Origin of the sequence: Oceanobacillus sp. FSL K6-3682, from assembly GCF_037976165.1 — a bacterium.
Taxonomy (GTDB): Bacteria; Bacillota; Bacilli; order Bacillales; family Amphibacillaceae; genus Oceanobacillus; species Oceanobacillus sojae.
The window spans coordinates 4,015,149-4,035,698 of the sequence record NZ_CP150263.1; the positions used below are offsets into that span (position 1 = coordinate 4,015,149).

General features: G+C 35.0%; 18 protein-coding genes, 1 pseudogene and 1 CRISPR repeat array. Of the genes and pseudogenes, 3 read left to right on the top strand and 16 right to left on the bottom strand.

What is annotated here, in order from left to right; genetic code table 11:
• Window positions 1-37: 37 nt before the first annotated feature.
• The 5 genes from MHH51_RS19605 to MHH51_RS19625 form a co-directional block, all read right to left on the bottom strand.
• The gene (locus tag MHH51_RS19605) at window positions 38-838 is read right to left on the bottom strand and encodes an ABC transporter ATP-binding protein (RefSeq protein WP_339283123.1); all 801 of its coding nucleotides are present in this window, start codon (window positions 836-838) and stop codon (window positions 38-40) included.
• A complete protein-coding gene (locus tag MHH51_RS19610; RefSeq protein WP_339283125.1) occupies window positions 829-1,689 on the bottom strand; it encodes an ABC transporter ATP-binding protein in 861 nt (286 codons plus the stop codon). Before MHH51_RS19610 ends, MHH51_RS19605 begins: the two co-directional genes overlap by 10 nt.
• Window positions 1,686-2,471 (bottom strand): energy-coupling factor transporter transmembrane component T, encoded by a 786-nt coding sequence (locus MHH51_RS19615; protein ID WP_339283126.1) that lies wholly within the window; start codon window positions 2,469-2,471, stop codon window positions 1,686-1,688. Before MHH51_RS19615 ends, MHH51_RS19610 begins: the two co-directional genes overlap by 4 nt.
• A gap of 25 nt (window positions 2,472-2,496) precedes the next feature.
• Window positions 2,497-2,823 (bottom strand): hypothetical protein, encoded by a 327-nt coding sequence (locus tag MHH51_RS19620; protein WP_339283128.1) that lies wholly within the window; start codon window positions 2,821-2,823, stop codon window positions 2,497-2,499.
• 344 nt (window positions 2,824-3,167) lie between these two features.
• Window positions 3,168-3,680 (bottom strand): ureidoglycolate lyase, encoded by a 513-nt coding sequence (locus tag MHH51_RS19625; RefSeq protein ID WP_339283130.1) that lies wholly within the window; start codon window positions 3,678-3,680, stop codon window positions 3,168-3,170.
• 367 nt (window positions 3,681-4,047) lie between these two features.
• On the opposite strand from MHH51_RS19625, the gene MHH51_RS19630 reads away from it, so the two are divergent.
• A complete protein-coding gene (locus tag MHH51_RS19630; protein WP_339283132.1) occupies window positions 4,048-4,818 on the top strand; it encodes a DeoR/GlpR family DNA-binding transcription regulator in 771 nt (256 codons plus the stop codon).
• Window positions 4,819-5,833: 1,015 nt separating this feature from the next.
• Window positions 5,834-6,393: a CRISPR direct-repeat array (repeat unit 32 nt; unit sequence TTCGCACTCTATATGGGTGCGTGGATTGAAAT).
• Between the two features lie 171 nt (window positions 6,394-6,564).
• Here the strand turns inward: MHH51_RS19630 and MHH51_RS19635 are convergent.
• Complete coding sequence (locus MHH51_RS19635; RefSeq protein ID WP_339283134.1) at window positions 6,565-6,960, bottom strand: hypothetical protein; 396 nt, start codon at window positions 6,958-6,960, stop codon at window positions 6,565-6,567.
• A gap of 381 nt (window positions 6,961-7,341) precedes the next feature.
• Between MHH51_RS19635 and MHH51_RS19640 the strand changes: the two genes are divergently transcribed.
• The gene (locus MHH51_RS19640; RefSeq protein ID WP_339283136.1) at window positions 7,342-8,826 is read left to right on the top strand and encodes an FGGY family carbohydrate kinase; all 1,485 of its coding nucleotides are present in this window, start codon (window positions 7,342-7,344) and stop codon (window positions 8,824-8,826) included.
• A 952-nt stretch (window positions 8,827-9,778) separates the two neighbouring features.
• Window positions 9,779-10,012 (top strand): hypothetical protein, encoded by a 234-nt coding sequence (locus tag MHH51_RS19645; protein WP_339283138.1) that lies wholly within the window; start codon window positions 9,779-9,781, stop codon window positions 10,010-10,012.
• A gap of 874 nt (window positions 10,013-10,886) precedes the next feature.
• On the opposite strand, the gene MHH51_RS19650 is transcribed toward MHH51_RS19645, so the two are convergent.
• From MHH51_RS19650 to MHH51_RS19695, 10 genes and pseudogenes are all read right to left on the bottom strand, one after another.
• The gene (locus tag MHH51_RS19650; RefSeq protein ID WP_339283140.1) at window positions 10,887-11,474 is read right to left on the bottom strand and encodes a glycerophosphodiester phosphodiesterase family protein; all 588 of its coding nucleotides are present in this window, start codon (window positions 11,472-11,474) and stop codon (window positions 10,887-10,889) included.
• Between the two features lie 24 nt (window positions 11,475-11,498).
• Window positions 11,499-12,269 carry an IS21-like element helper ATPase IstB gene (gene istB, locus MHH51_RS19655; protein ID WP_042533127.1) on the bottom strand — a complete coding sequence of 257 codons (771 nt, stop codon included), beginning with the start codon at window positions 12,267-12,269 and terminating at the stop codon, window positions 11,499-11,501.
• Window positions 12,266-13,846, bottom strand: coding sequence for an IS21 family transposase (gene istA, locus MHH51_RS19660; RefSeq protein ID WP_042533131.1), 1,581 nt, complete (start codon window positions 13,844-13,846; stop codon window positions 12,266-12,268). The genes istB and istA overlap by 4 nt, the downstream gene beginning before the upstream one ends.
• Before the next feature lie 188 nt (window positions 13,847-14,034).
• Window positions 14,035-14,316: pseudogene (locus tag MHH51_RS19665) on the bottom strand (glycerophosphodiester phosphodiesterase family protein); the annotation flags it as partial.
• A gap of 611 nt (window positions 14,317-14,927) precedes the next feature.
• Window positions 14,928-15,854 (bottom strand): DUF2817 domain-containing protein, encoded by a 927-nt coding sequence (locus MHH51_RS19670; RefSeq protein ID WP_339283142.1) that lies wholly within the window; start codon window positions 15,852-15,854, stop codon window positions 14,928-14,930.
• An 11-nt stretch (window positions 15,855-15,865) separates the two neighbouring features.
• Window positions 15,866-16,294, bottom strand: coding sequence for a hypothetical protein (locus MHH51_RS19675; RefSeq protein WP_339283144.1), 429 nt, complete (start codon window positions 16,292-16,294; stop codon window positions 15,866-15,868).
• A gap of 226 nt (window positions 16,295-16,520) precedes the next feature.
• The gene (locus MHH51_RS19680) at window positions 16,521-17,285 is read right to left on the bottom strand and encodes an N-acetylmuramoyl-L-alanine amidase (RefSeq protein WP_339283145.1); all 765 of its coding nucleotides are present in this window, start codon (window positions 17,283-17,285) and stop codon (window positions 16,521-16,523) included.
• Window positions 17,286-17,486: 201 nt separating this feature from the next.
• Entirely contained in the window at window positions 17,487-17,762 is a 276-nt protein-coding gene (locus tag MHH51_RS19685; RefSeq protein ID WP_339283147.1) for a hypothetical protein, read from the bottom strand.
• Window positions 17,763-17,843: 81 nt separating this feature from the next.
• On the bottom strand, window positions 17,844-19,412 hold the full coding sequence (locus tag MHH51_RS19690) for a right-handed parallel beta-helix repeat-containing protein (RefSeq protein WP_339283148.1): 1,569 nt from the start codon (window positions 19,410-19,412) through the stop codon (window positions 17,844-17,846).
• A gap of 82 nt (window positions 19,413-19,494) precedes the next feature.
• Complete coding sequence (locus MHH51_RS19695) at window positions 19,495-20,499, bottom strand: phosphodiester glycosidase family protein (RefSeq protein WP_339283150.1); 1,005 nt, start codon at window positions 20,497-20,499, stop codon at window positions 19,495-19,497.
• Window positions 20,500-20,550: the final 51 nt, after the last annotated feature.

Here is a 20,550-nt window from a genome sequence, read left to right on the forward strand (position 1 = left end):
TTTTTTGCTATCATGCTGCATTCATTAGAGAAACCCGCTATAATCGAGTAAGATAATCCAGTAACTCATGCCTAAATAAAATCTTATTATCGCCCCCTATATCTTCTGCTAATTCTCCTATTTGCGGTTTGCTAATATTTGATTCTGCTACAATATCATTATTCCAAAATATATTTCTTGCAGAATCATCCGCTATAATACGTTTATTGGCCATTGCAATCACTCTTGAAAAATTGTCCGCAACAAATTCCATATCATGAGTAATGGTGATTACGCTCCTGCCTTCCCCCTGTAAGATATCCATCAATTCGGCAAGCCGATTAATTCCATTAATATCTTGTCCGGCGGTTGGTTCGTCTAAAATCAAGTAAGGAGTATCCAGTGCAACAAAAACAGCAATAGTAACAAATTTTCTAATCGAGTAAGGAATATCGAAAGGTTTCATATCCATATATTGCTGAATACCTGTCAGTTCAGCCGCCCGTTCTACTCGTCTATTAATTTCCTCATCGGTCAGTTTAGAATGTTTAAAAGAATATTCCAGTTCAGCCTTCACCGTATTGTTAAAAATTTGATCGTCTGGATTCTGAAACACATAGCCTACATATTGGGAAATTTGAGCAACAGTTTTATCTTTGGTATTTGTACCGTCTACTAATACATCTCCTTGGGTAGGCTTATGCAATCCATTCAATAACTTTACCGCTGTTGTTTTGCCGGCACCATTTTGTCCGACAATCGCAACCCTCTCGCCTTTTTCAATAGTAAAATGAAGGTTTTCATTTGCTACATATCCATTTGGATAAGCAAAAGAGACATCTTTAACTTCTAATGACATATCTTTTCACTACCTTTTTTCAGAATTTGCTCTCTTGCTTGAGATCTTGTAATAGCAAAGGTGTCGAAAGGTTTGCCTTGTTCCTTCATATCATTACTCAGCAAGGCAATTTGTGGAATATTCACACCTTCATTTAATAAATTCACGTTGGAAAATACGTCACTGGTTTTTCCATTCGTAATTAACTCTCCTTGTTTAATAACTAAAACCTCATCCGCATATTCAGCTATTAAATCAATTTTATGTTCCACAAGGAGAATCGTTTTGCCCTGCTCTTTTAATAAATGAATAATTTCAAATATATCGGATGTACCCTTCGGATCTAACTGTGAAGTTGGTTCATCGATTACAAGAATGTCTGTTTCCATCGCAATAATGGAGGCAAAAGCAACTCGTTGCCGCTGTCCGCCAGAAAGTTTATTTGGATTGTTTTTAACTAAATGTTCTATTTTTAGTTGTCTAACAACATTAGTGACTCTATCAATAATTTCTTCTCTTTCCACACCTAAATTCTCTAATCCTAATGCAATTTCTTCAAAAACCGTTTCTTTGATACCACTGATTTGGGTGAAAGGGTTCTGAAATATATATCCAATCGTTGAAGCTAATGCACTGCTTTCCCACTCGCGGATTTCTTTTCCTTTAATAAAAACCTCTCCTGTCAAATCCCCTCCATAAAAACTGGGGATCAGACCTTTTATTAAATCGCAAAAAGTTGTTTTTCCTCCGCCATTTTCACCGATAATGCCATAGAGCTTACCTTCTTCAAAAGCATAATTAATATTTTTCAAAGCATCTGCTTCAGCCAGCGGGTATCTATAAGATACATTTTTCAATTCAATATAACTCATAATACAACCCCCAAAATGATCAGACCTAAAATAAGAATGTCTACTAATATCACCAATATTTTTTCCAAAGCTGGTGTAGGACGGAGAAAACGCAAATGCGTATTAGGATTGGCAGATGAGAATGCTCTAGCATCCATGGCAATTGTTTTTTCCTCCGCCCCAGAAATTGCTCCCAAGAATAGTGGACTTAGAACAGGGACAAATGCTTTGATTCGGACAAACACATTCCCCTCTGTCTCGATTCCTCTGGACCTTTGTGAATCCATAATGACTTTTGTTTTATCCTTTAAATCAATAATCAACTGTAACGATGACAAAATCATGAAACTAACATTGTGTGGCACGCCGATTTTTTCTAAGGAATAGGTTAAATCCTCTGCTTTTATCGTCACCGTACAAAGGACAAGAATTCCACAAACGACTAACATGATCGTCGCGTATTGAATACCTAAGTCAATTCCTTCCTGTGTGATATTAATAATCCCATAATTAAATATCATATTTTCACCCGGCCAAAAGATAGCACGCACAATGAAAAAGAAAGGGCCAATAACCAAACCAAGTTTCAGAAATGGACCGATAAAACTTTTGAAACGACCAGCTGCAACCGCTAACAAAATAAACACCAAGGTTATCACAACGTTCACTTGCCAATGCTGAAAGAATAACGTAATTAATCCTAAAGCTATATAGATATTAATTTTGTTCAAAGGATTCAAATTTAAAAGCCAATTCTTACTTAATTGTGGACTACGATAAGAATTTATAAATGTCTCGTCCATCATACACTCCTCCTGAACAATCAGTTTATTTTTTATATGCGTCCAAAAAGACATTACCATTTGGCAGCTTAACAAGTGTTTTTTGCGGTATATTTCTAATAATTAAGTAAGCTACCAATGCTGTCGGAACCTTATCAATAATATCCACCGACATATTAGATATAAAAGCACTAGCCCATACCGGTACTCCAGACCCCATTAATATTCCCCCAAGTACACCTGTTCCACTAACACCAAATCCGTTAAATAGGAAGTAAGAAATCAGACTTCCTGATATCCCGACAATCAGTCCCATAATTGCACCAGCTCCAATTGTTTTCGGAACAGTAGTAAAAAACCCTTTTTTAGCCAAGTATCCCGCTAATAATCCCATCAGCATGAAATTAATGACATAGAATAACGATTGAGGATTTGTAATCGAAATACTTAAACAGGTAAGTAAACCAACAAGGATACCTGCAAATGGTCCAGCAATTGCTCCAATAGTAAATGTCCCGATAGTATCTAAAAATAAAGGCTACTTCAATAAAACAGCAATTTGACCACCAACAAAATTAACCGCAACACCAATAGGTATTAAAAAGATTAATAAACCCATGTTTCTATTTTTCATAACCCTTATTTCTCCTTTAATAACAAATTTTTTCTATCAACATTCAACATTATAAAAACGAAAGAAAGATTCCCTCATTCTCATTAAAATTTCATTTCAACTTTTCCCCCATTAATAAAAGGCACCCAAGGATTCACCATTTCATCACCAAATTTATCTGGTTTCTTTTCAATTGCAAAAAGATACGTAGAATCTTCATTAACCGGATAAGCAGGACTATGCCAAACTCCTTTATTGATTACTATGCCCTGGCCAGGTTTAATCCGAAAACATTGCACAGTCAAGATATCCGGCTGTTCATCTGGATCATCTATATCAGAACAAAGTGCTACAGGCTGAATGATTTCTTTATCTAAAGCGATTAACAACTCTTCTCTGCTGACATGACGTTCCATTGCATCTACTACAAGCTCTCTTTGTTTTGTGTTTACTAGCCCCATTCCTATCGGCTCTGAGACATCTAACATAGCAATGTAATTCCAACAATCCCAGCCCTCTCCTACTTTCGGAGGCGGTGTATTGGGAATCTCAATTACCTTGCCGAATTTTTCAAATTCAGCAGCATTAATATCTTTCACTGTTGTGTACTTAGACATGTTCGTCACTCCTTAAAAATAATATTCTCTTACTTATATTTAATAATTAAAACGCTTTCTTTAAATTTCAAAAACAAAGCTAGATTATTTTTCTAGCAGCACTTTATAGCATAATTGTAATAAATTCCTATAATACGTTGTATTGTGCTAAAGGTTATTTAGCCATTGATAAGAATATCTATAAATCCAGCCTCCTTTTCAAAAAATTATATATATTTGATAATCAATATAGTATATTACGTTATCGTTTGTGTCAACATTTTATTTTTTAAACAAACATAATATAACATAAACAAACATAATTGTTGTTAATAGCCATATAAATAGCTATAATGATCTTAACGATAGTATTCTAGGAGGAAACTTAATGTTACGAGAAGAGAGACTAAAGGAAATAGAAAGAATATTGCGTGAAAGAGGACGTGTGGAGGTAGGTAATTTATCTAGAATATTTAATGTCACTGAAATGACTGTGCGAAGAGATTTAGATGAGCTGGCTACCCAGCAAATAGCTGTTCGATCACATGGAGGAGCAATCATTCATTCTGATAGGTTACTAGCTGAACGGCCTTATGAGTTAAGAATTTTAATGAACAGAGAAGAAAAAGAAAAGATTGCTGAAGCAGGTCTCTCTTTTATTAATGACGGGGATAAGATATTTATTGATTCCAGTACTACGGGATATTGCCTTGCCCATTCCATTCCTAATGAAAAAAGACTGTTAATTGTTACTGGAACCTTATCAACAGCAGTTGAATTAAACAATCGTCCCAACTTGCAAGTTGTATTTATTGGTGGTGATTTAGAAAAAGAAACTGGTTCCAGCAAAGGACATTTTGCTGAATTAATGATTAACTCTATGAATTTTGACATAGCTTTTATAGGCGTTCCCAAAATAACTCCAGCAGGCATACTCACTACCTCCAGTATTGATGAGCTAATGACTAAAAAAGCGGTCATTAAAAAAGCTAAAAAGGTTATAGTGTTAGTAGATAGTTCAAAAATTGGTGAACCGGACTTTTTAGAGTTGTGTCATATAAGTAAGATTGATACGATTATTACCAATAAAGGTATTGATGAAGGATTTTTACAGACTTGTGAGGAAGAAGGAGTAGAAGTTGTATTGACGGATGTGTGAAGGTCGGGATGAACAAACTCTTTTAATATTCATTTACCCCTAAAAATGATTTACGCTTACTGTTATTGCTTTACAAGCCTTGGCAATATTGTACTTTATCAATGACTTAGGATAACTCTACACGTAAAGATACTAAATATATACCCTTAAGATATATATTCTTCTTGATATACTATTCTCATAGCAGCTTCTTTCAAGTAAGAACTTGCAGTCTTTAGTATTATTTTGAAACTATTAGAACCTGCTCCTTAGATTTTCATATAAACAGTAGCATCATCCTTTTGTATATAAATGTTATGATATCTATAAAGGCTACTTGTATACTAGTTGGTAGTAGCCTATGAAACTATTTTTCACTAATGAAAAAAATTAAGAAATAGATTTCGATATATTACTCGGTATCTTGATTGATTAAGAAGAATCTCGAGGAAAAAGTTATAAAATTAATCGGCTTCTTAAACAGGCGGCAATTAGATTCTAGACGGAAGAAATATTATCTTTAAAGGCCTGTTTGGTCCGGAAAATCGTGGTTGGTTATTAGAGATATAGAGGTTTTGGAGACGATTTATCATACCGAGAAAAATGCTCAAACCATATGAGGTTTGGGCATTTTTTATGTTCGGTGATTAGGTGGGTACTTTGATTTACCCAAACAGAAACTGACAACGTTAAGATGAGCGGTATACTATTCTAAAAATGTACTTCTTGCTATAATTGATATAAGCAGAAATTGTATTTTACTTTATTGTTTCAGTAATAATTATCATTCGAAAGTGGTACATTTCTTTAGTGAGAAATCTCCAGGTTTAGAAGAAAGATCGTTTTTCTAAGTGAATTCATTATCCATGTGCTAACCTTAGGCGAACATTAATTACTAGGGAGGTTAGCACCTATTGATTTAACAATGTTTTAAGCTATTTCATGTACAGATTCATTGAAATTTAAGAATCCATATTTCAGGTTAGCACTTTTACAGGTATAAAACCTTGTCGTATCAGGGATGAAAGTATGCGCTTTCGCACTCTATATGGGTGCGTGGATTGAAATTGTTATAATGCCTAATAATCACTCTTAAATTATTTTCGCACTCTATATGGGTGCGTGGATTGAAATCTGAAGGTTCCACTCTTACATTTGATGTTTCAAACTTCGCACTCTATATGGGTGCGTGGATTGAAATGATTGCCTACGGAAATAGCCAGCCGTGTAGCGATTTCGCACTCTATATGGGTGCGTGGATTGAAATCGGCTTACCATGATAGTCCCGGTACTCTTTCTTTTCGCACTCTATATGGGTGCGTGGATTGAAATTATTGGAGAAATGGAATCCATGCTATTAACTATCTTCGCACTCTATATGGGTGCGTGGATTGAAATAACTTCACCTTTTTTAACCTGTACAATCCGATCATTCGCACTCTATATGGGTGCGTGGATTGAAATTTCGGTCCACAAATCGAGGATATGGCAAGATCTTTTCGCACTCTATATGGGTGTGTGGATTGAAATAACTGTTTAGATTGTGTCTGGATAACAGGTTGTTTTCGCATTCTATTTGGGTGCGTGAATCTAAATTTGGTTAACAGTTCTTGTACCTCTGCCAAGCTTACTTCGCACCCTATATGAGCGCATAGATTAAAATAAATTTGTACATTCGTTAACAATATTGCCAGTTTCCTAAAACATAACTAGATTGTCTATAAAACTATACTAGCATCACCATAATTCCCTCCCCTCAATGTTATTCTAAGAATACTTATCCTCTAATCTTTTAATCACTCTATCAGTATAAAGTAAAGATATGTAGTAGCTTAATGCTGCCAGAGTATAAATAAATAGACTCCCCCAATCAAAACTTTGAGTGTATGAGTAACTCCTAAATTCAAGCACTGCTCCTATTATTAGTCCTGCAATTGCATAATTTAATACGCTCCATCCTTTCAATTTATCCAATATAATAGACAATGGAGCACCAAGTAAAAAGAAAAATAGAAAAGAAACGATATAAATAAATATTAATATTATTATAGACGCATTTGAAATTTGATTGAAAGCAGCAACAGGATCTATTACTAATGCGATGATAACCACTAAAACAAGAAGCACTATCGGCGCTAGTAAAGACGCAAAAATTCTACTCATAAATTAAATCCTCCTATCCAAAAAATAACATAATCATTTTCAAATTAAAATAATTCATCTTTTACTACCCTGCCGCTCTATATACAATTAAAATTGATTCTAGAACAGTACCATCCTTACATGATGCTATATTCAAGAATAAATCATCCTTTGGCCTCCTCTCCCTGCACATACAACTCCAGATTTTTCTGATAATAAATCATAAAAAATCATGTATAATAGCCTCATACTTATTTACATACAACTTTATAATCCAAGAGAACATTCTAGAGTACGCTTGTTGCAGACAGTGAATTTGTCCTGCTTGTTGCTTAAAAAGATGAAGCGTCATGATATAAATTTATTGAAGAATGAAAACAATCGAAGAAAAGTGGGGCTAATATGACATATGTAGCTGTTTTTGATATCGGAACAACAGCAGTAAAAGGAATTTTGGTTGATAAAGACGTACAGATTACGGAAGAGCATTCAGTGGAGTTAGCAACCTTTCTATCAGAGGAAGGAATGATCGAACAACAACCAGAGGATTGGTGGAAAGCGGTCATCCATATTGCATCGCTTTGGTGGGAAAATGGTATTTCTCCTGACTCTATTCGAGCAATAACCTTTTCAGGTCAAATGGAAGATGTTATTTCCATTAGTGAGGCGAATACGTATCACGCTATTTTATATTCGGATACCAGAGCTGGAAAAGAAGCGGAATGGATTAATATGCAGTGTCCTGAAATTCGCAGTTATACCGGGAATAATGTAAGTGCCTCCACCCCACTTGCAAAAATGAAATGGTTAGAAAATCATTCCCCTGATCAGTATGCAAATACAAAGAAATTTGTATTTAGTTCAAAGGACTATGTTATTTATAAACTGACGAATGAAGCAGTCACTGATCCAATCACTGCTGCAACTACTGGAATAATGGATCTTAAAAATCGTTCATGGAACGAGGCAATCTCTCAAACTTGCAGAATAGATGAAGAAAAATTACCTAAATTACTAGAAGCAGATAGTGTCATAGGAACAATCACAGAAAAGGCTGGTAAACGAACCGGGTTTTCGACATCTACCATTGTCATGAATGGAACTGGTGATGCGGGAGCAACCACACTCGGCGCTGGTGCAGTCCATGAAAATGATTGTTATTTTTATATGGGTACCACAGGTTGGCTGGCAATGGTAGAAAGAAATGAAGGACAGTTAGACTCCTTATCAGAAAGTCATTTTAATCTGGCTTTTGTAGAAAAATCACATCGTATATCCGTTGCGCCATTACTTAATGTTGGAAATGTCCACAAATGGGCGGTTCAATTGTATACGGATCAAAATACTGCACATAAATATGAAACGTTTGAAGCTTTAATTGAAAAAACGGAGCCTGGCAGTGGCGGTGTATTATTTTTACCTTATTTGAACGGGGAAAGGAACCCAATGATTGACCCGCAAGCAAAAGGTGCCTATTGGGGAATGACACCACAAACAGAGCGGAAGGACCTGGCGCGCGCTGTCTTGGAGGGTGTAACTTTCTCCTTAAAACAAACACTAGAAATGTATGATTTAGATGACCAGCGTACAATTACATTAATTGGCGGAGGGTCAAAGAGCAGTAATTGGTGTCAAATGGTATCAGATATTATGAACCATCCAATTAGAGTTCCGTTAAATAGCGAGTATTTACCATCTATCGGGGTTGCGTCTACGGCTTTTATTGAACTGGGATGGTGTGAATCTTATCAAGAATTTGTTAATACCTTTGTAAGAAGCATCCCGAGTAAAAACTATATGCCGGATCAAAAAAGAGCAGAGGTTTATGCAGCACAATATGAGACTTTTAAAAGGTTATATCCTGCTCTGCAGTCAGTGTATAAGTGAGTTTGCTTTGGGGCTATTTAATGTTTGTTTAGGTCCATTTTTCTCCATCAGATAATGGATAAGATTATTTGGTGTGGGCTATTACAAAAAAGAACAAATAGAGAAATGTAATAATTGTTTTATGGATTAATAACAAGAATCTCATCTTTTTTTCTCCAATAAGTGTACTATAATTCAGATTGCTTATAATTTTTTCTTAGATACTGAGATTTCTAAAGGGAGGAAGATAATAATGTGTAGAAAATTATTTAAGAATGTTATCCAATATATTGATAACGAGATTCCAAGATCTATACTTATATCGATTATAACCTTATTAAGCACTACTATAGCTTACATTTATGGACAATTATTTATTATGCATTATTTTTTTAAAGGTAATTTTACATTTTTGGATATTATTATAAATCCTCTACCAATAGCATATGGGCATATATTATTTATTGGAGGTATTTTAATAGTAGGTTGTATTTGTCTGATTGCAATACTCACTACTATTTTAGTAAAGTGGAAACATCGCTATTCCCATTTAATTCTCATGATAATATGCTTTATTTTCTTAAATTATATAATTGTTATGATTTTTACTAACGGCAATCAACTAATAAACACAGCAATTTTTTGTATTTACATTTTAACTATTTTCGGCGCTATTTATTTCTTTATAGACTTTATGACAAATTTTAAGTTTGGTTTATCAGTATTTGCAATATGATTTATTACTGTTCTTATAATTGATATATTTAGCTTAAGTGACTGGCATCATTTTATAGAAACATTCCGAAACATTCTTACCATTCCTTTTTTCAGTTTTTTTATTATATATACCATTTCTAGATGTATAGTTTGGAAAATTGGAAAACCGAAACTTAAAAACTTTGAATACATTTATAAAGAAGTAAATTCAGTTTTTAAAGACCTATCTTTTAAATTAAAAGGAGTAATCATAAGTATGGTCTCAATCGGTTTGGTAATTTTAGCATTCACAATATTTATTGGTCTGTTATCTCTAATAAATGATTGGACAATATCAGATAGAGATTTTGATCAAATCAGTGTCAATGGCAATACCTTAAAAGGAATTTATATTGGTGTAAAAGAAGGTACACATTATTATATTAATGAAGAAAATAAGCTGATACAGACCAATTCTGAGATTATAGTTTCACCAATTGATAATGATTAATTTTTTATAAATTTCTTACCAAATTATACAAATAAGTCTTTTTTAGCTCACTTAACTATTTACAAACTAGAGATGTACCTACATTTAATTTGCTCCGCTTATAGTAGACATAGGTTTTTTATTATTTCTCTGTTTACTATAAGCCGAGCATTTACTATGTTGGATTAAGCATAAGCTAGTTGAACAGATTCAAGCGATACAGTATTAATTAGCAAATGGGAAATCCATAAAAGCTGTAACTAAAGAACATGAAATAAATGAACCTACGCTCAAAGCACAGGTCCGTAAGCTTTTTCTTTAATATAGATGCTAGTTCTTCTCTATGCCCGTATTTATGGATCTTAATACATGCTTTTACTTATCTACTCCCCTTCATTATGCCCTGTGCTTTATTCATTTTTACAGAAGCCAATACAGGATATTATAAATATGGTTAAATTCATAAGGATATGATTAGTTGATAACTAAACTACAAAAAATTATATTGAAAATATGGAACTAAATATATCTATATACTTACCAATCCTATTTATTTTAGTTCAAGAGCTGATTATTTAGCTCATGGTTGAATACTCTATAAAATCGATAACAATGTCCTTTTCCCATTCTTCATACACTACATGCGCAGTTTCATTAACAAATAATACCCTTACTTTTTAAAATCATATTATTTCCAGCCATAATTACCTCTTTTAATCAAAATTCGACAATATGGAGGAATTTTCTTCATTAAAAAATTATCCTATAAAAAACTTTAATGTAAAATCTTTAACTTTCTATGTAAACAGAAAAGCACCCTCTCCATGTTGATGTAGGTGCTGTCTCTATTCTTCTATCCGTGTGTTAAAATCCAAACTAGCTTTTTCTAAAGTCCTTAATTTTTCCCTGGATGTTTATAAACATATTCAGGAAAATCGGTAATGATACCATCTACGTTACGTTCAAATAAGTTATCTGCTTGTTCCTGCGTTCGTACTGTATAAGAATATACCTTCATCCCGGAATTATGAACACGGTCAACAAGCTCATCGGTAACGATATTCATATTCGGATTAAAGAAATCAGCATAAGTTGCAAATTGTGCCAACTGTTCATCAGTAACATTTGCCCAAGCTGTACCAGCAAGGACACCGTGAGGGATATTCTGCAGGAGTGCCTTTGATTGTTGCACAGATTCATGATTAAAAGACTGGATAATAATTTTTTCGTTATTAGGTTTATGCATATTACGCTCTATTAAGGCTTCAGCGACTTTTTCTTCCATACCCGGATACAATTCAGGAGATTTTAATTCTATTAATAATCCAATCTTCCCTCGATATGCATCGATTATTTCCTCAAAAGTAGGAATTCGTTCACCGGAAAATTCTGGACCAAACCAGCTTCCCGCATCCAATTGCTGAATTTCTTCAAGTGTGTAATCCCCTACAGATCCTGTCCCATTTGTTGTTGTGAGCGTCAAGTAGAAATGAACACTTTTTGCTAATTAAATTTGGACACTTTCTTCCATGAAAATGGAAGAACGGTGTTTCATTCGATAACTATCATCATCATGAAAATGAATAACTTCAGCTCGATGTAAAATTCTATCTAGGATAGCCGTTGTAATCCCTGGATCACCTAGTAATTCTCCCCATTCATTCGGTCCTTTATTAGAAGTTAATATAATTGAAGCCTTATCATAAAGGTCGTTAATAAGATGGAAAAATAAATTCGCTTCACGTGTATCCATTGCCATAAACATTAAATCATCAATAATCACTAAATGAGAGGAACGAATTCGTTTCATTCTCGTTTGTGATTTTCTGGTAACTTCTTCTGTTTTTAATGTTTGAATCAGCTGCCCCATGGAAATAAAAGAGACTTTATATCCTTTTTGTATAGCTTCTATGCCCAGCCCTGTGGCTAAATGTGTTTTACCTACACCTGGCGGTCCTAAAACGATTAAATTATAGAGTTGATCTAGCCAGTTAAACTCCTTTAATTGATTTACTTGTCTTTTGCTGAGTGATTGCTGCTCATCTAAATGAAACTCGTCCAACGTCTTATAGGAAGGGAATGCAGCCCATTTTAATCGTTTTTCGATTAATTTTTCATCCCTACGTTTTAATTCATATCCAGTCAATTGTTTCAAAAGTACTTGATATGTCCAATCTTCTGACTCTGCTTGTTGAATCAGAGATGGCAAATAATTTGCCGTCTCTGTGAGTCTCAACGATCGAAACTGTTGTTGTATTTCTTCTATTGAATGACTCATACCGTTGCTCCTTTCAATAACTCTATATAAGAATCCAATTCTCTTGTTTTTGGCTTGATTTGAAGCAGCGTATCATCCATACCATGCAATGTTTTGATAGCTTCTATTTGCGGAGGCCTTTGATGAGAATCCGTTTGTCTTTGGATAAACTCTACGACATCTCTAAACTCTGTTGCACTATATATTTTGCGTGCGACACATTCTTCTAAAGCTTGGTTCCTTCGTTCTCTTGCTACTGTTTTTGATACCTTTAAAATAAGAGATAATTGATCTCGTATATAACGAGGATATCTTTGGTGAATTTCCTGAAGGAAATCAGAAGCCATTTCCTTATCATCAAAGTACGTCGATACCGTTTCTATATAGGCAGCTATTCCTTTAGAACGGTCTCTGGTATGTTGAGAATCTTGAATCAATTTCCCTTTCTCTAAACTTAATGTGTGTTTGGCAATGATTGCTCCATTCGATTCTTCACGTATTATTAATTCGTTTTGATCGCTTATTTCAATAAAAACTTCTTTATCTTTTTTATATGTACCAAGTGGTACCGAATACCGATTCGATTGATAGATAATAGTATTGTCCTTACGAACATTTCTTGTTATACTATTATCGATATTTGAAATTGAAATTTTTTTGTTGACTGGTCTTAAGTGTTGTTTTTCTAGGGCAAACACTTCGACTGGTCTTTTTTTTGTTGTATTATGCACTTTTCCGTTTCCCGTTCGAATCAGCCATGCTAAACAGGATTCATTCCATTTATCTATATGGTGAAATACGCGGTTCTTCGCAAAATTCTTCTTCACAAATCCTACGACATTTTCAATCTTCCCTTTACTTTCTGGATCAGCTTTTCTACATACAAAGAGCTTTAATTTTCTTGCTTCCCTGTATGCTTGAAATTCACTGGTAAGGATGAGATCACCTTCATTTTCACTTACTACGATAAGGGAATCTTGATCATAAGCTAACTCATATGGAATTCCTCCAAAATACTGAAAAGCATCTTCGTGAGCTTGAATCATATCTTTTGTTGTAAAAGGACGGGAGAGCCACACAACGTATTTATAACGAGAGTGCGAAAGCACGAAACTAATAAAATATAATTTCTTTTCCTTTCCCTGGGATGTTTTCTGTATCGTCTGACCAAAATCTACTTGGGCTTGCTGCCCCATTGGTGGATCTGGAATAGCTTGATAGACACGCTTCATCTCTGTTTTTGGAATATGATATTTTTCCCGGAGTGCTTTGACATAACCACGAACGGTACTTTCTCCAACACGTAGAGTTGGAAACCTTTCTTTTAACCAATCATGAACTTGAGCACTAGAAAGATCTGGATGTTCTGTTAGCCAAGTATGAATAAGTAATTCGTAGGCATCTAATTTCTTCTTTCTTGTCTGTGTGGAAGCTACCCACTCCGCCATTTCCTGAGGAGACTTTTCAAGGTATTTATATACTGTTGTTCTTGATATACCTAGTTTTCTAGCTATTCTCCGTATTTTAAATCCTTCTTGTTTTAGTTGATAGATTTCCATATACACTTTCCATGTTTCCACCTTTCTTACTCCTCCCATTTCTGTATCGTACAAACATGTATTATACAGTAAATGAAAGATTGCAATAGTTAGTTGGTACCTGACGGAACGGCGAGCATGTAACAGGCTGCCGCCCCTACGGGGCAACAGCCTGTTACATGCCTATCCCCCAAGAAAAGTGTTCATTCTTATCAAGCAATAATGGTCTACTTTAGTTTAGCAGTTACAGTTGTACGATCGACGGTTGTATCGTGAATGGCTATCAGCTCTCCATCCTTAGTCATTTGTACATCAATCTCAATATAATCGGCTTTCATTTCAAAGGCTTTTTCAAAAGCAGCCATTGTATTTTCCGGAGCATGACCTGACGCCCCCCGATGTGCAATATTAACCATTTTTTTCTGTTGTTGAACTGTCTGATTACCACCATTGGATGCAAATGCAGGAACTGTGAATACGGACGTGATGATCATTACTGCTAATGATAAAATAGTAACCTTTCGTATCATAATCTTAATCTCTCCCTTTTTCTGTATTTACTTTTTATTATAGAAGTAATCTATTAAGTGAATGTAAACTGTAAGATAAAGAAATGTAAGATAAACTAAGAGATTCGTAGTGGTTCAAAAGATTTGCCAGAGAAGAACGGACAACTGCTGAACTTATTATTTGTTGTTAATTTTTAAAATTCATATATTCACCTCCATTTTTATTGTTAAATTAACTATAGTCATTATTCTTATTGACATTTTAAGCCATACATAGTTATTTCTACATACTTCGTTAATATCCTTTAAAAATTTATAAAAAATTCAAAATATATAATAATTAATAAAGAATGGATAACAAGTGCAAATGGTATTTTTTCCTTTTAATATAATTAGTTACAACCAATAACCTAAAAAAATTAAACCGTGTCAGCATTTAACCTGGCATCCGATTTTAAATTATTTCCATCTGCCATTAAATACCTCAAGCTCTTTTACTTCATTCATTTTCCCTCCCTCTTAATCAAATTCGATAAAAGGGAGGAATTTTCTTCATTAAAAAAACTATCCTATAAAAAGGCTAGGATATAACTAGCCTCTTCAATATTTACTATCAAGTGGAGAGAATCCTTCTATTTCCATATTTTATAACGCACAGTCCGATACACCCCCTCATCTACACTCAAAACAGAACCATAATTCAACTCAACCTTCCGCTGCTCAAAATACCCCATAGACGTTACAAAAAACAAATACATCATACCCATACCATACCTCATAATTTCCTGATCACTTAAAGGAGCATCAAGCCCACTGCTTAGTTGCCTTGGCTGAACAATTTCTGTTATATAAGAAAGTGTATAAGGGGTATGCGGATTGCTTTTATCCCTCATATACCTCCTAGCCAGGCCTCTTAATAATTGATTATATCCGTCCCATTTAACCACAGATTGATTAGCATATCTTTCTAAAGAATTTGCAAACAAGTTTCTAATTTTATCTGTTTCATATTGACCGTTTCCTACAATTAAGTTTAGTCCATTGCTGCCGTCCATTCCCCTGCCAAACAAATGAATGTCTAAAAACGCAAATGGGCTGACTCTATCCATAACTGCCTTTACATTTCTGGATTCAGCCTGGGAGAAATCATTAAAATCTCTGTTCAAATCTATTCCATTAACATTATATCTGCCAATATTATTGCCTTCAGCATGAGATGTCCTGTCATACCCATAAGGGTTTACCACAGGGATATAAACGATATGGAAATTCCGTAACAGCTTCGCTCGAAATGCTTTATCTCTAAATGTGTTATCCCTCAATTGCTCCATAAATCTTATGCTGTATAAAGCCCCCATCCACTCTGTTCCATGCATACTGGATATTACAAGAATAGTTGGTTTATTGAGATTCCCCATTTCGATCATATACATATCATAATTTCCACTCTCATCTTTACCGATATTACTAACATTATTAAATTGCATTATCCTTTGAACCATCTGAGAATAGGAAGGAAGATTGAGGTTACCAGAGAAGTCATATGGTATTCTAATCATATAAATCCCTCCTATACTTCTCGATAAATTACTTTATAAGTCACCGTATGATTTTCTGTCGGAGTGCCATTATGCTTAAAGGCAAGTCTCGATCCTCCTGGAAGAATCATAGGTGTTTTAAGATTTAGCTTGAATTCTCCATTGCTGGAATCATAAGCTACCACTTCAAAGTTCGCATGCCCATCATTGGAAATTCTTAAGGGTGTAGCAACCCATCTTGTCCCATTCGGATTCACAGTTTGAAATAATTGTCCATCATAATTATAATTAGGTCTAGATTGATCAATATTCAGGATTGGGAAAATATTTTGGCTTGAAGTTGAGTACTCTATAAAATCAATAACAATGTCTTTTTCCCACTCCTCATACACTACATGTGTAGTTTCATTAACAAAAGAAACCCTTGATTCATTTCTTAAAATTATATTGTTTCCAACCATAATTAACTCTCCTTTTTAGTCGTTTAATTAGCTTTAATCATTGGATTTTTACATATCGATATTCTTATTAGGTTACTTCTCCACTTGAAATACAGGTATATTTCAAGTGGAGAAGTTAACTCCCTGACTATCTAACACACTGTTCATGGCAGTCCCAAACTATTTTGTAACGTGCTCAAGATAGCATGTCCAGACAATCTATCAGTCAAAAATAGATTCTACTTTTTTATCGAGTGTAATACCTCACATACTGCGTACTAGCAGTAATATACAACCCACTCTTAAGCTGATACATATAACCATTCCCAACCTGGAACCTGTCTCCAACCACAGTAAATACTTCTCCTTGACTCACAATAACAGCACGATCATCCCAATTCGGAGTGTTGTAAGTCCACAAGGATGGTGTAATAACTTCCACATAACCCTGACCGCTACCACCACCAGATTTCCGGCTTAACCCAAGCGCCTGAGCAATACCATTCGCATGTCCTAAAGCAATGCGATTTAGATAAGCATCAGATTTCAGTTTATTCGCATCTGCAACGGTATCAATGAAGCCATTCTCTGTTAAAACTGCCGGCATGCTTGATTCACGTAAGACATGAAAGTTAGCCCGTTTTTTACCTCGATTGTTAAAGTCCACCTGCTTCATAATTTCTGCATGAAGCTTGTCACGATAAGTTACCGTGTTACTCGACACACTTCCATTAAAGATATAATCTTCATAACCAGTGCCGCCGCCAGCATTGATGTGAATAGATACAAAGTAATCAGCACCCCAGCTGTTTGCATCATTTGTACGCTGTGCAAGACTTCGGGTTGTGTCGCTTGTCCTGCTCATACGAATGGTGTGCCCTTCATAGTCACGATTTAGAATGTCTCTAGTTTTTAGCGCAAGAGATAATGTTACATTTTTCTCTTGCAATCCGTTTGCAGATGCACCTGGATCTGTTCCGCCGTGTCCTGGATCTAAATAAATTTTTGCCATAATAAAATTCCTCCTTAAAATTTAAACATAAAAAATACGCCCTCAATGGCGCTTGCTTTTCTGACACTCTGTATTCAGTATAATTTTTGAATGATGCCAGTGATGCGATACTTCTGTTTTTCCAACCATTAATACCCTTGAGTGACAAGGTCGTAGCTAATGAAAAACTATCGCTTATCTAATTCAAACGCCTCACCCCCTTTAAAAAGTGTTATACAATAAAATAATCAGCGTAATAAGTGCAAAAAACCATCCGCCCCAATTACGGATGATTTCTAATGTGGAGCTTTTCCCTGCTCCACTGGCTTCCATGATGATAATTTTCCTTTGCAGTTTGCCAATTTCCTCACGCAGACCATTGTATTTTCGTATGGTTTCTCTTGTCTGTTTCATTTCAGTTCGTAGTTCTGTAAAATCTCTGCTTATGTTCATAATGAGCTTGTGCAGTTCCTTATTGGTGTATCCTTTTTCAGCCATATTCTGCCCCCTAGCTGACACCATAAGAAAAGCACCCTTAATGGATGCTTTTCTTATTTACGATTGAATTTTAATCAATAGCTACAACAAATCTGAGCCATCATTTAAACCGGCAACGCCTTTTGTATCTAATCCGGCAAAATTATTACCTGCTCTAACTATATTAGAGCCGCTCGAAATATTTAATGCTATGCTGGCCTTGTAATCTGTTCCCAAATTTCTGCAATTGTTGCCGGTGATGCTGACACGTTTCACGTTAGTAGTTAATCTTAAATGGGAATAGATTTCATCGTTCTTATCTCCATTTACTCCTCCAATAGTGTTTCCAGTTATTGTACATGTATCAACTGCTGTAGCATAGATACCATTTTTTCCTGTTCTTTTCACATTATTATTTGCAATTGTTACATAAGCTGATGAGCCTGAAACTCCAATTCCCTGATCTCCAACTGTATCAATAACATTCGCATCTACTGTGACACTCCAAGCATTTCTGCAAGCTATTCCTGTCTTTTTCGCTCCATAAATTCTATTCCCGATAACCGAACTATCCTCTGTATAATTTAGCAAAATAGCATCACTAATAGACTTAGAACGATCAAGGGTAAGAATATTACCTGATACGTTAATTCCCTTTGCTTTTCCAGTAGACTCTCCATATATTTCTATGGCTCTCCCCGCATCCATTCCTCCAGCGATAACATTCCCAGAGATAAAAGCATTCTCCGCTATTTGGGAACGGCCTGTCTGATTACCCTGCGCATCTTCTGTATGACTATTTAGAGGGTCACCAATCATATTTGTTCGCCAATTGATGCCTGCTTTACAATTTACTAATTTATTATTAGTTATCGAAACATTTTTCCAAGAGTACGCTCTGATAGCAAAGCTTCCAGCGTTTTCAATTACATTGTTATCGATATTTATATTCTCATGGTAAACTCCTATCGTTGCACTGTGAGAGCCTATTGCTCTGGGAATATGAGTTGTTCCTGCTGTCCCGCTGTCTCCAAAATAACATCCACTAATCCAAACATTTTTACATGGAGTACTGTCATCTTTTCCTAAAAGTGTCGCGCCAAGTTTACTTAGGTCCAACTGAATAGCTTCATTTAATGTATCCGTTCCAACATAACCCAGGAGCTTGCAATTAGTAACATGGACATCTCTTGAAGAGTTAAATTCGATATGATGCGATCTTGAAACATTTAAAAAAGTAGCCTCTTCTATTTTTAAATCATGACTATGTCCGAAACGGAATATCGCTGCTTTTCCAGTCTGATTGACTCCATTTCCATCCCATACTCCTCCTTGAATTTTTATATTTCCGTAGCCGTTATACTCAGTAAATTCGGATGGAGGATACGTGGTTTGATTGTTTTTATAACCATTAATCAGTAAATATCCAGGGTGATCCCTGACGATTCTTGTATTCTGTTCTGTTTGTATAATAGTATTACTAAAGATAATTAATTCCTTTGTCATTCTGTACACTCCATTTGGAATATACATTTTTACACCCTGCTCGTTGTCAGCAAAATTTAATATATCTTGAAATACTTGTGTATCATCTGTCACTCCGTCTCCTGCTGCACCCATATCTTTCACATTAAACACCGGTAATCCTGTTAAATCATTAGTTGTTACCATAATAAACACCCTCTCTGAAAATATAAATTTTAGTCTGCTAATAGTTCCTAAAGAATTTGCTTTATCAGCTACTCCAGTTTTGTTAAATTAACAACATGCTACAAAACACAATAAATCCAATCATATACAATGTATTATTGGGCATATGCCATACTCTTGCCAGAGAAGAACCAGATGTACCATAATCATCCCATCCATTAATTAAATATGGCTTTAATCTCTCATGATTCCCTGGATGATATTCATACTCTGATAATTCATCTGAACGTAATTTATTGATGACCCCTAATGGTTTCAAAGCTTCATTAACGGATGGTTCAATTTGATCTGGATCAGGGCCAACAAAGAGAAAATCAAGCATTTCTCTTTCTGTTTTTCCTCTATCGTCAGAAAATCTATTTACCGTGGTGCCATGATAAACTGTCTGAGCGCTCCCGCCTCCATCCAGCATATAGGCAAATTGCATATCCATATCTAAGAATATCCTTAAAACATCCCGCACTGTCATTCCTCTTTCAGCTGCCCTGCGACCCTCGCAGGTTAAAAAGTAAATATCGCCAGAGCTGTCTTGAGCAATAGCTTGTCTAGGATGACGCTCATTAAACATATCTCTTGAATCCAATATAGAATCACTTACTTTAGAGCCATCTTCTATCATTGGAATGAATGCAGTTAAGGCATTATTAAAACCATCATTCAGTATAGTTTGTGCATCTGTTGATGGAGGATATGATTTCAATGTGTTATCATCACCAATTGCCAGAATATGATTGTAAGGCTGCTTATTTAGTTCTTGTTGAATTTCTCCATTATAAATACTGGTTCCTACTACCCGATAGGTGTTTGTACTGTAGGTCGAACAATTAGTAACTAAGGTTGAAGCATTTCTTGCTGCAAAAGACCTTGGAGATTCTAATTCTTCACTTCCATAACTATCTTTACTAAAACCCCTTTTCAGCTTTATCAAATTCCCATCAGAATCTTCTTTAGGAATTTTTGCAATAAAATACGTATTGTTCGTCTCGTTATCCTTTAGTCTTTCTACTGTCACGTCATTGTAGAATACATCAGATTGTATAGCCGCCATAATAAAACTCCTCCTTAAAAAATGGCATATTATTTTGTATTAAAAAAGCAG

Bases quoted from the DNA above. Each gene is read 5' to 3' on its own strand.
- MHH51_RS19690 (WP_339283148.1), bottom strand. From the start codon at position 19,412: ATGGTAACAACTAATGATTTAACAGGATTACCGGTGTTTAATGTGAAA.
- MHH51_RS19610 (WP_339283125.1), bottom strand. From the start codon at position 1,689: ATGAGTTATATTGAATTGAAAAATGTATCTTATAGATACCCGCTGGCT.
- MHH51_RS19635 (WP_339283134.1), bottom strand. From the start codon at position 6,960: ATGAGTAGAATTTTTGCGTCTTTACTAGCGCCGATAGTGCTTCTTGTT.
- MHH51_RS19670 (WP_339283142.1), bottom strand. From the start codon at position 15,854: ATGATTAGAATACCATATGACTTCTCTGGTAACCTCAATCTTCCTTCC.
- MHH51_RS19640 (WP_339283136.1), top strand. From the start codon at position 7,342: ATGACATATGTAGCTGTTTTTGATATCGGAACAACAGCAGTAAAAGGA.
- MHH51_RS19625 (WP_339283130.1), bottom strand. From the start codon at position 3,680: ATGTCTAAGTACACAACAGTGAAAGATATTAATGCTGCTGAATTTGAA.
- MHH51_RS19615 (WP_339283126.1), bottom strand. From the start codon at position 2,471: ATGGACGAGACATTTATAAATTCTTATCGTAGTCCACAATTAAGTAAG.
- istB (WP_042533127.1), bottom strand. From the start codon at position 12,269: ATGAGTCATTCAATAGAAGAAATACAACAACAGTTTCGATCGTTGAGA.
- MHH51_RS19605 (WP_339283123.1), bottom strand. From the start codon at position 838: ATGTCATTAGAAGTTAAAGATGTCTCTTTTGCTTATCCAAATGGATAT.
- MHH51_RS19630 (WP_339283132.1), top strand. From the start codon at position 4,048: ATGTTACGAGAAGAGAGACTAAAGGAAATAGAAAGAATATTGCGTGAA.
- MHH51_RS19680 (WP_339283145.1), bottom strand. From the start codon at position 17,285: ATGGCAAAAATTTATTTAGATCCAGGACACGGCGGAACAGATCCAGGT.
- MHH51_RS19645 (WP_339283138.1), top strand. From the start codon at position 9,779: ATGGTCTCAATCGGTTTGGTAATTTTAGCATTCACAATATTTATTGGT.
- MHH51_RS19685 (WP_339283147.1), bottom strand. From the start codon at position 17,762: ATGGCTGAAAAAGGATACACCAATAAGGAACTGCACAAGCTCATTATG.
- MHH51_RS19675 (WP_339283144.1), bottom strand. From the start codon at position 16,294: ATGGTTGGAAACAATATAATTTTAAGAAATGAATCAAGGGTTTCTTTT.
- istA (WP_042533131.1), bottom strand. From the start codon at position 13,846: ATGGGAGGAGTAAGAAAGGTGGAAACATGGAAAGTGTATATGGAAATC.
- MHH51_RS19695 (WP_339283150.1), bottom strand. From the start codon at position 20,499: ATGGCGGCTATACAATCTGATGTATTCTACAATGACGTGACAGTAGAA.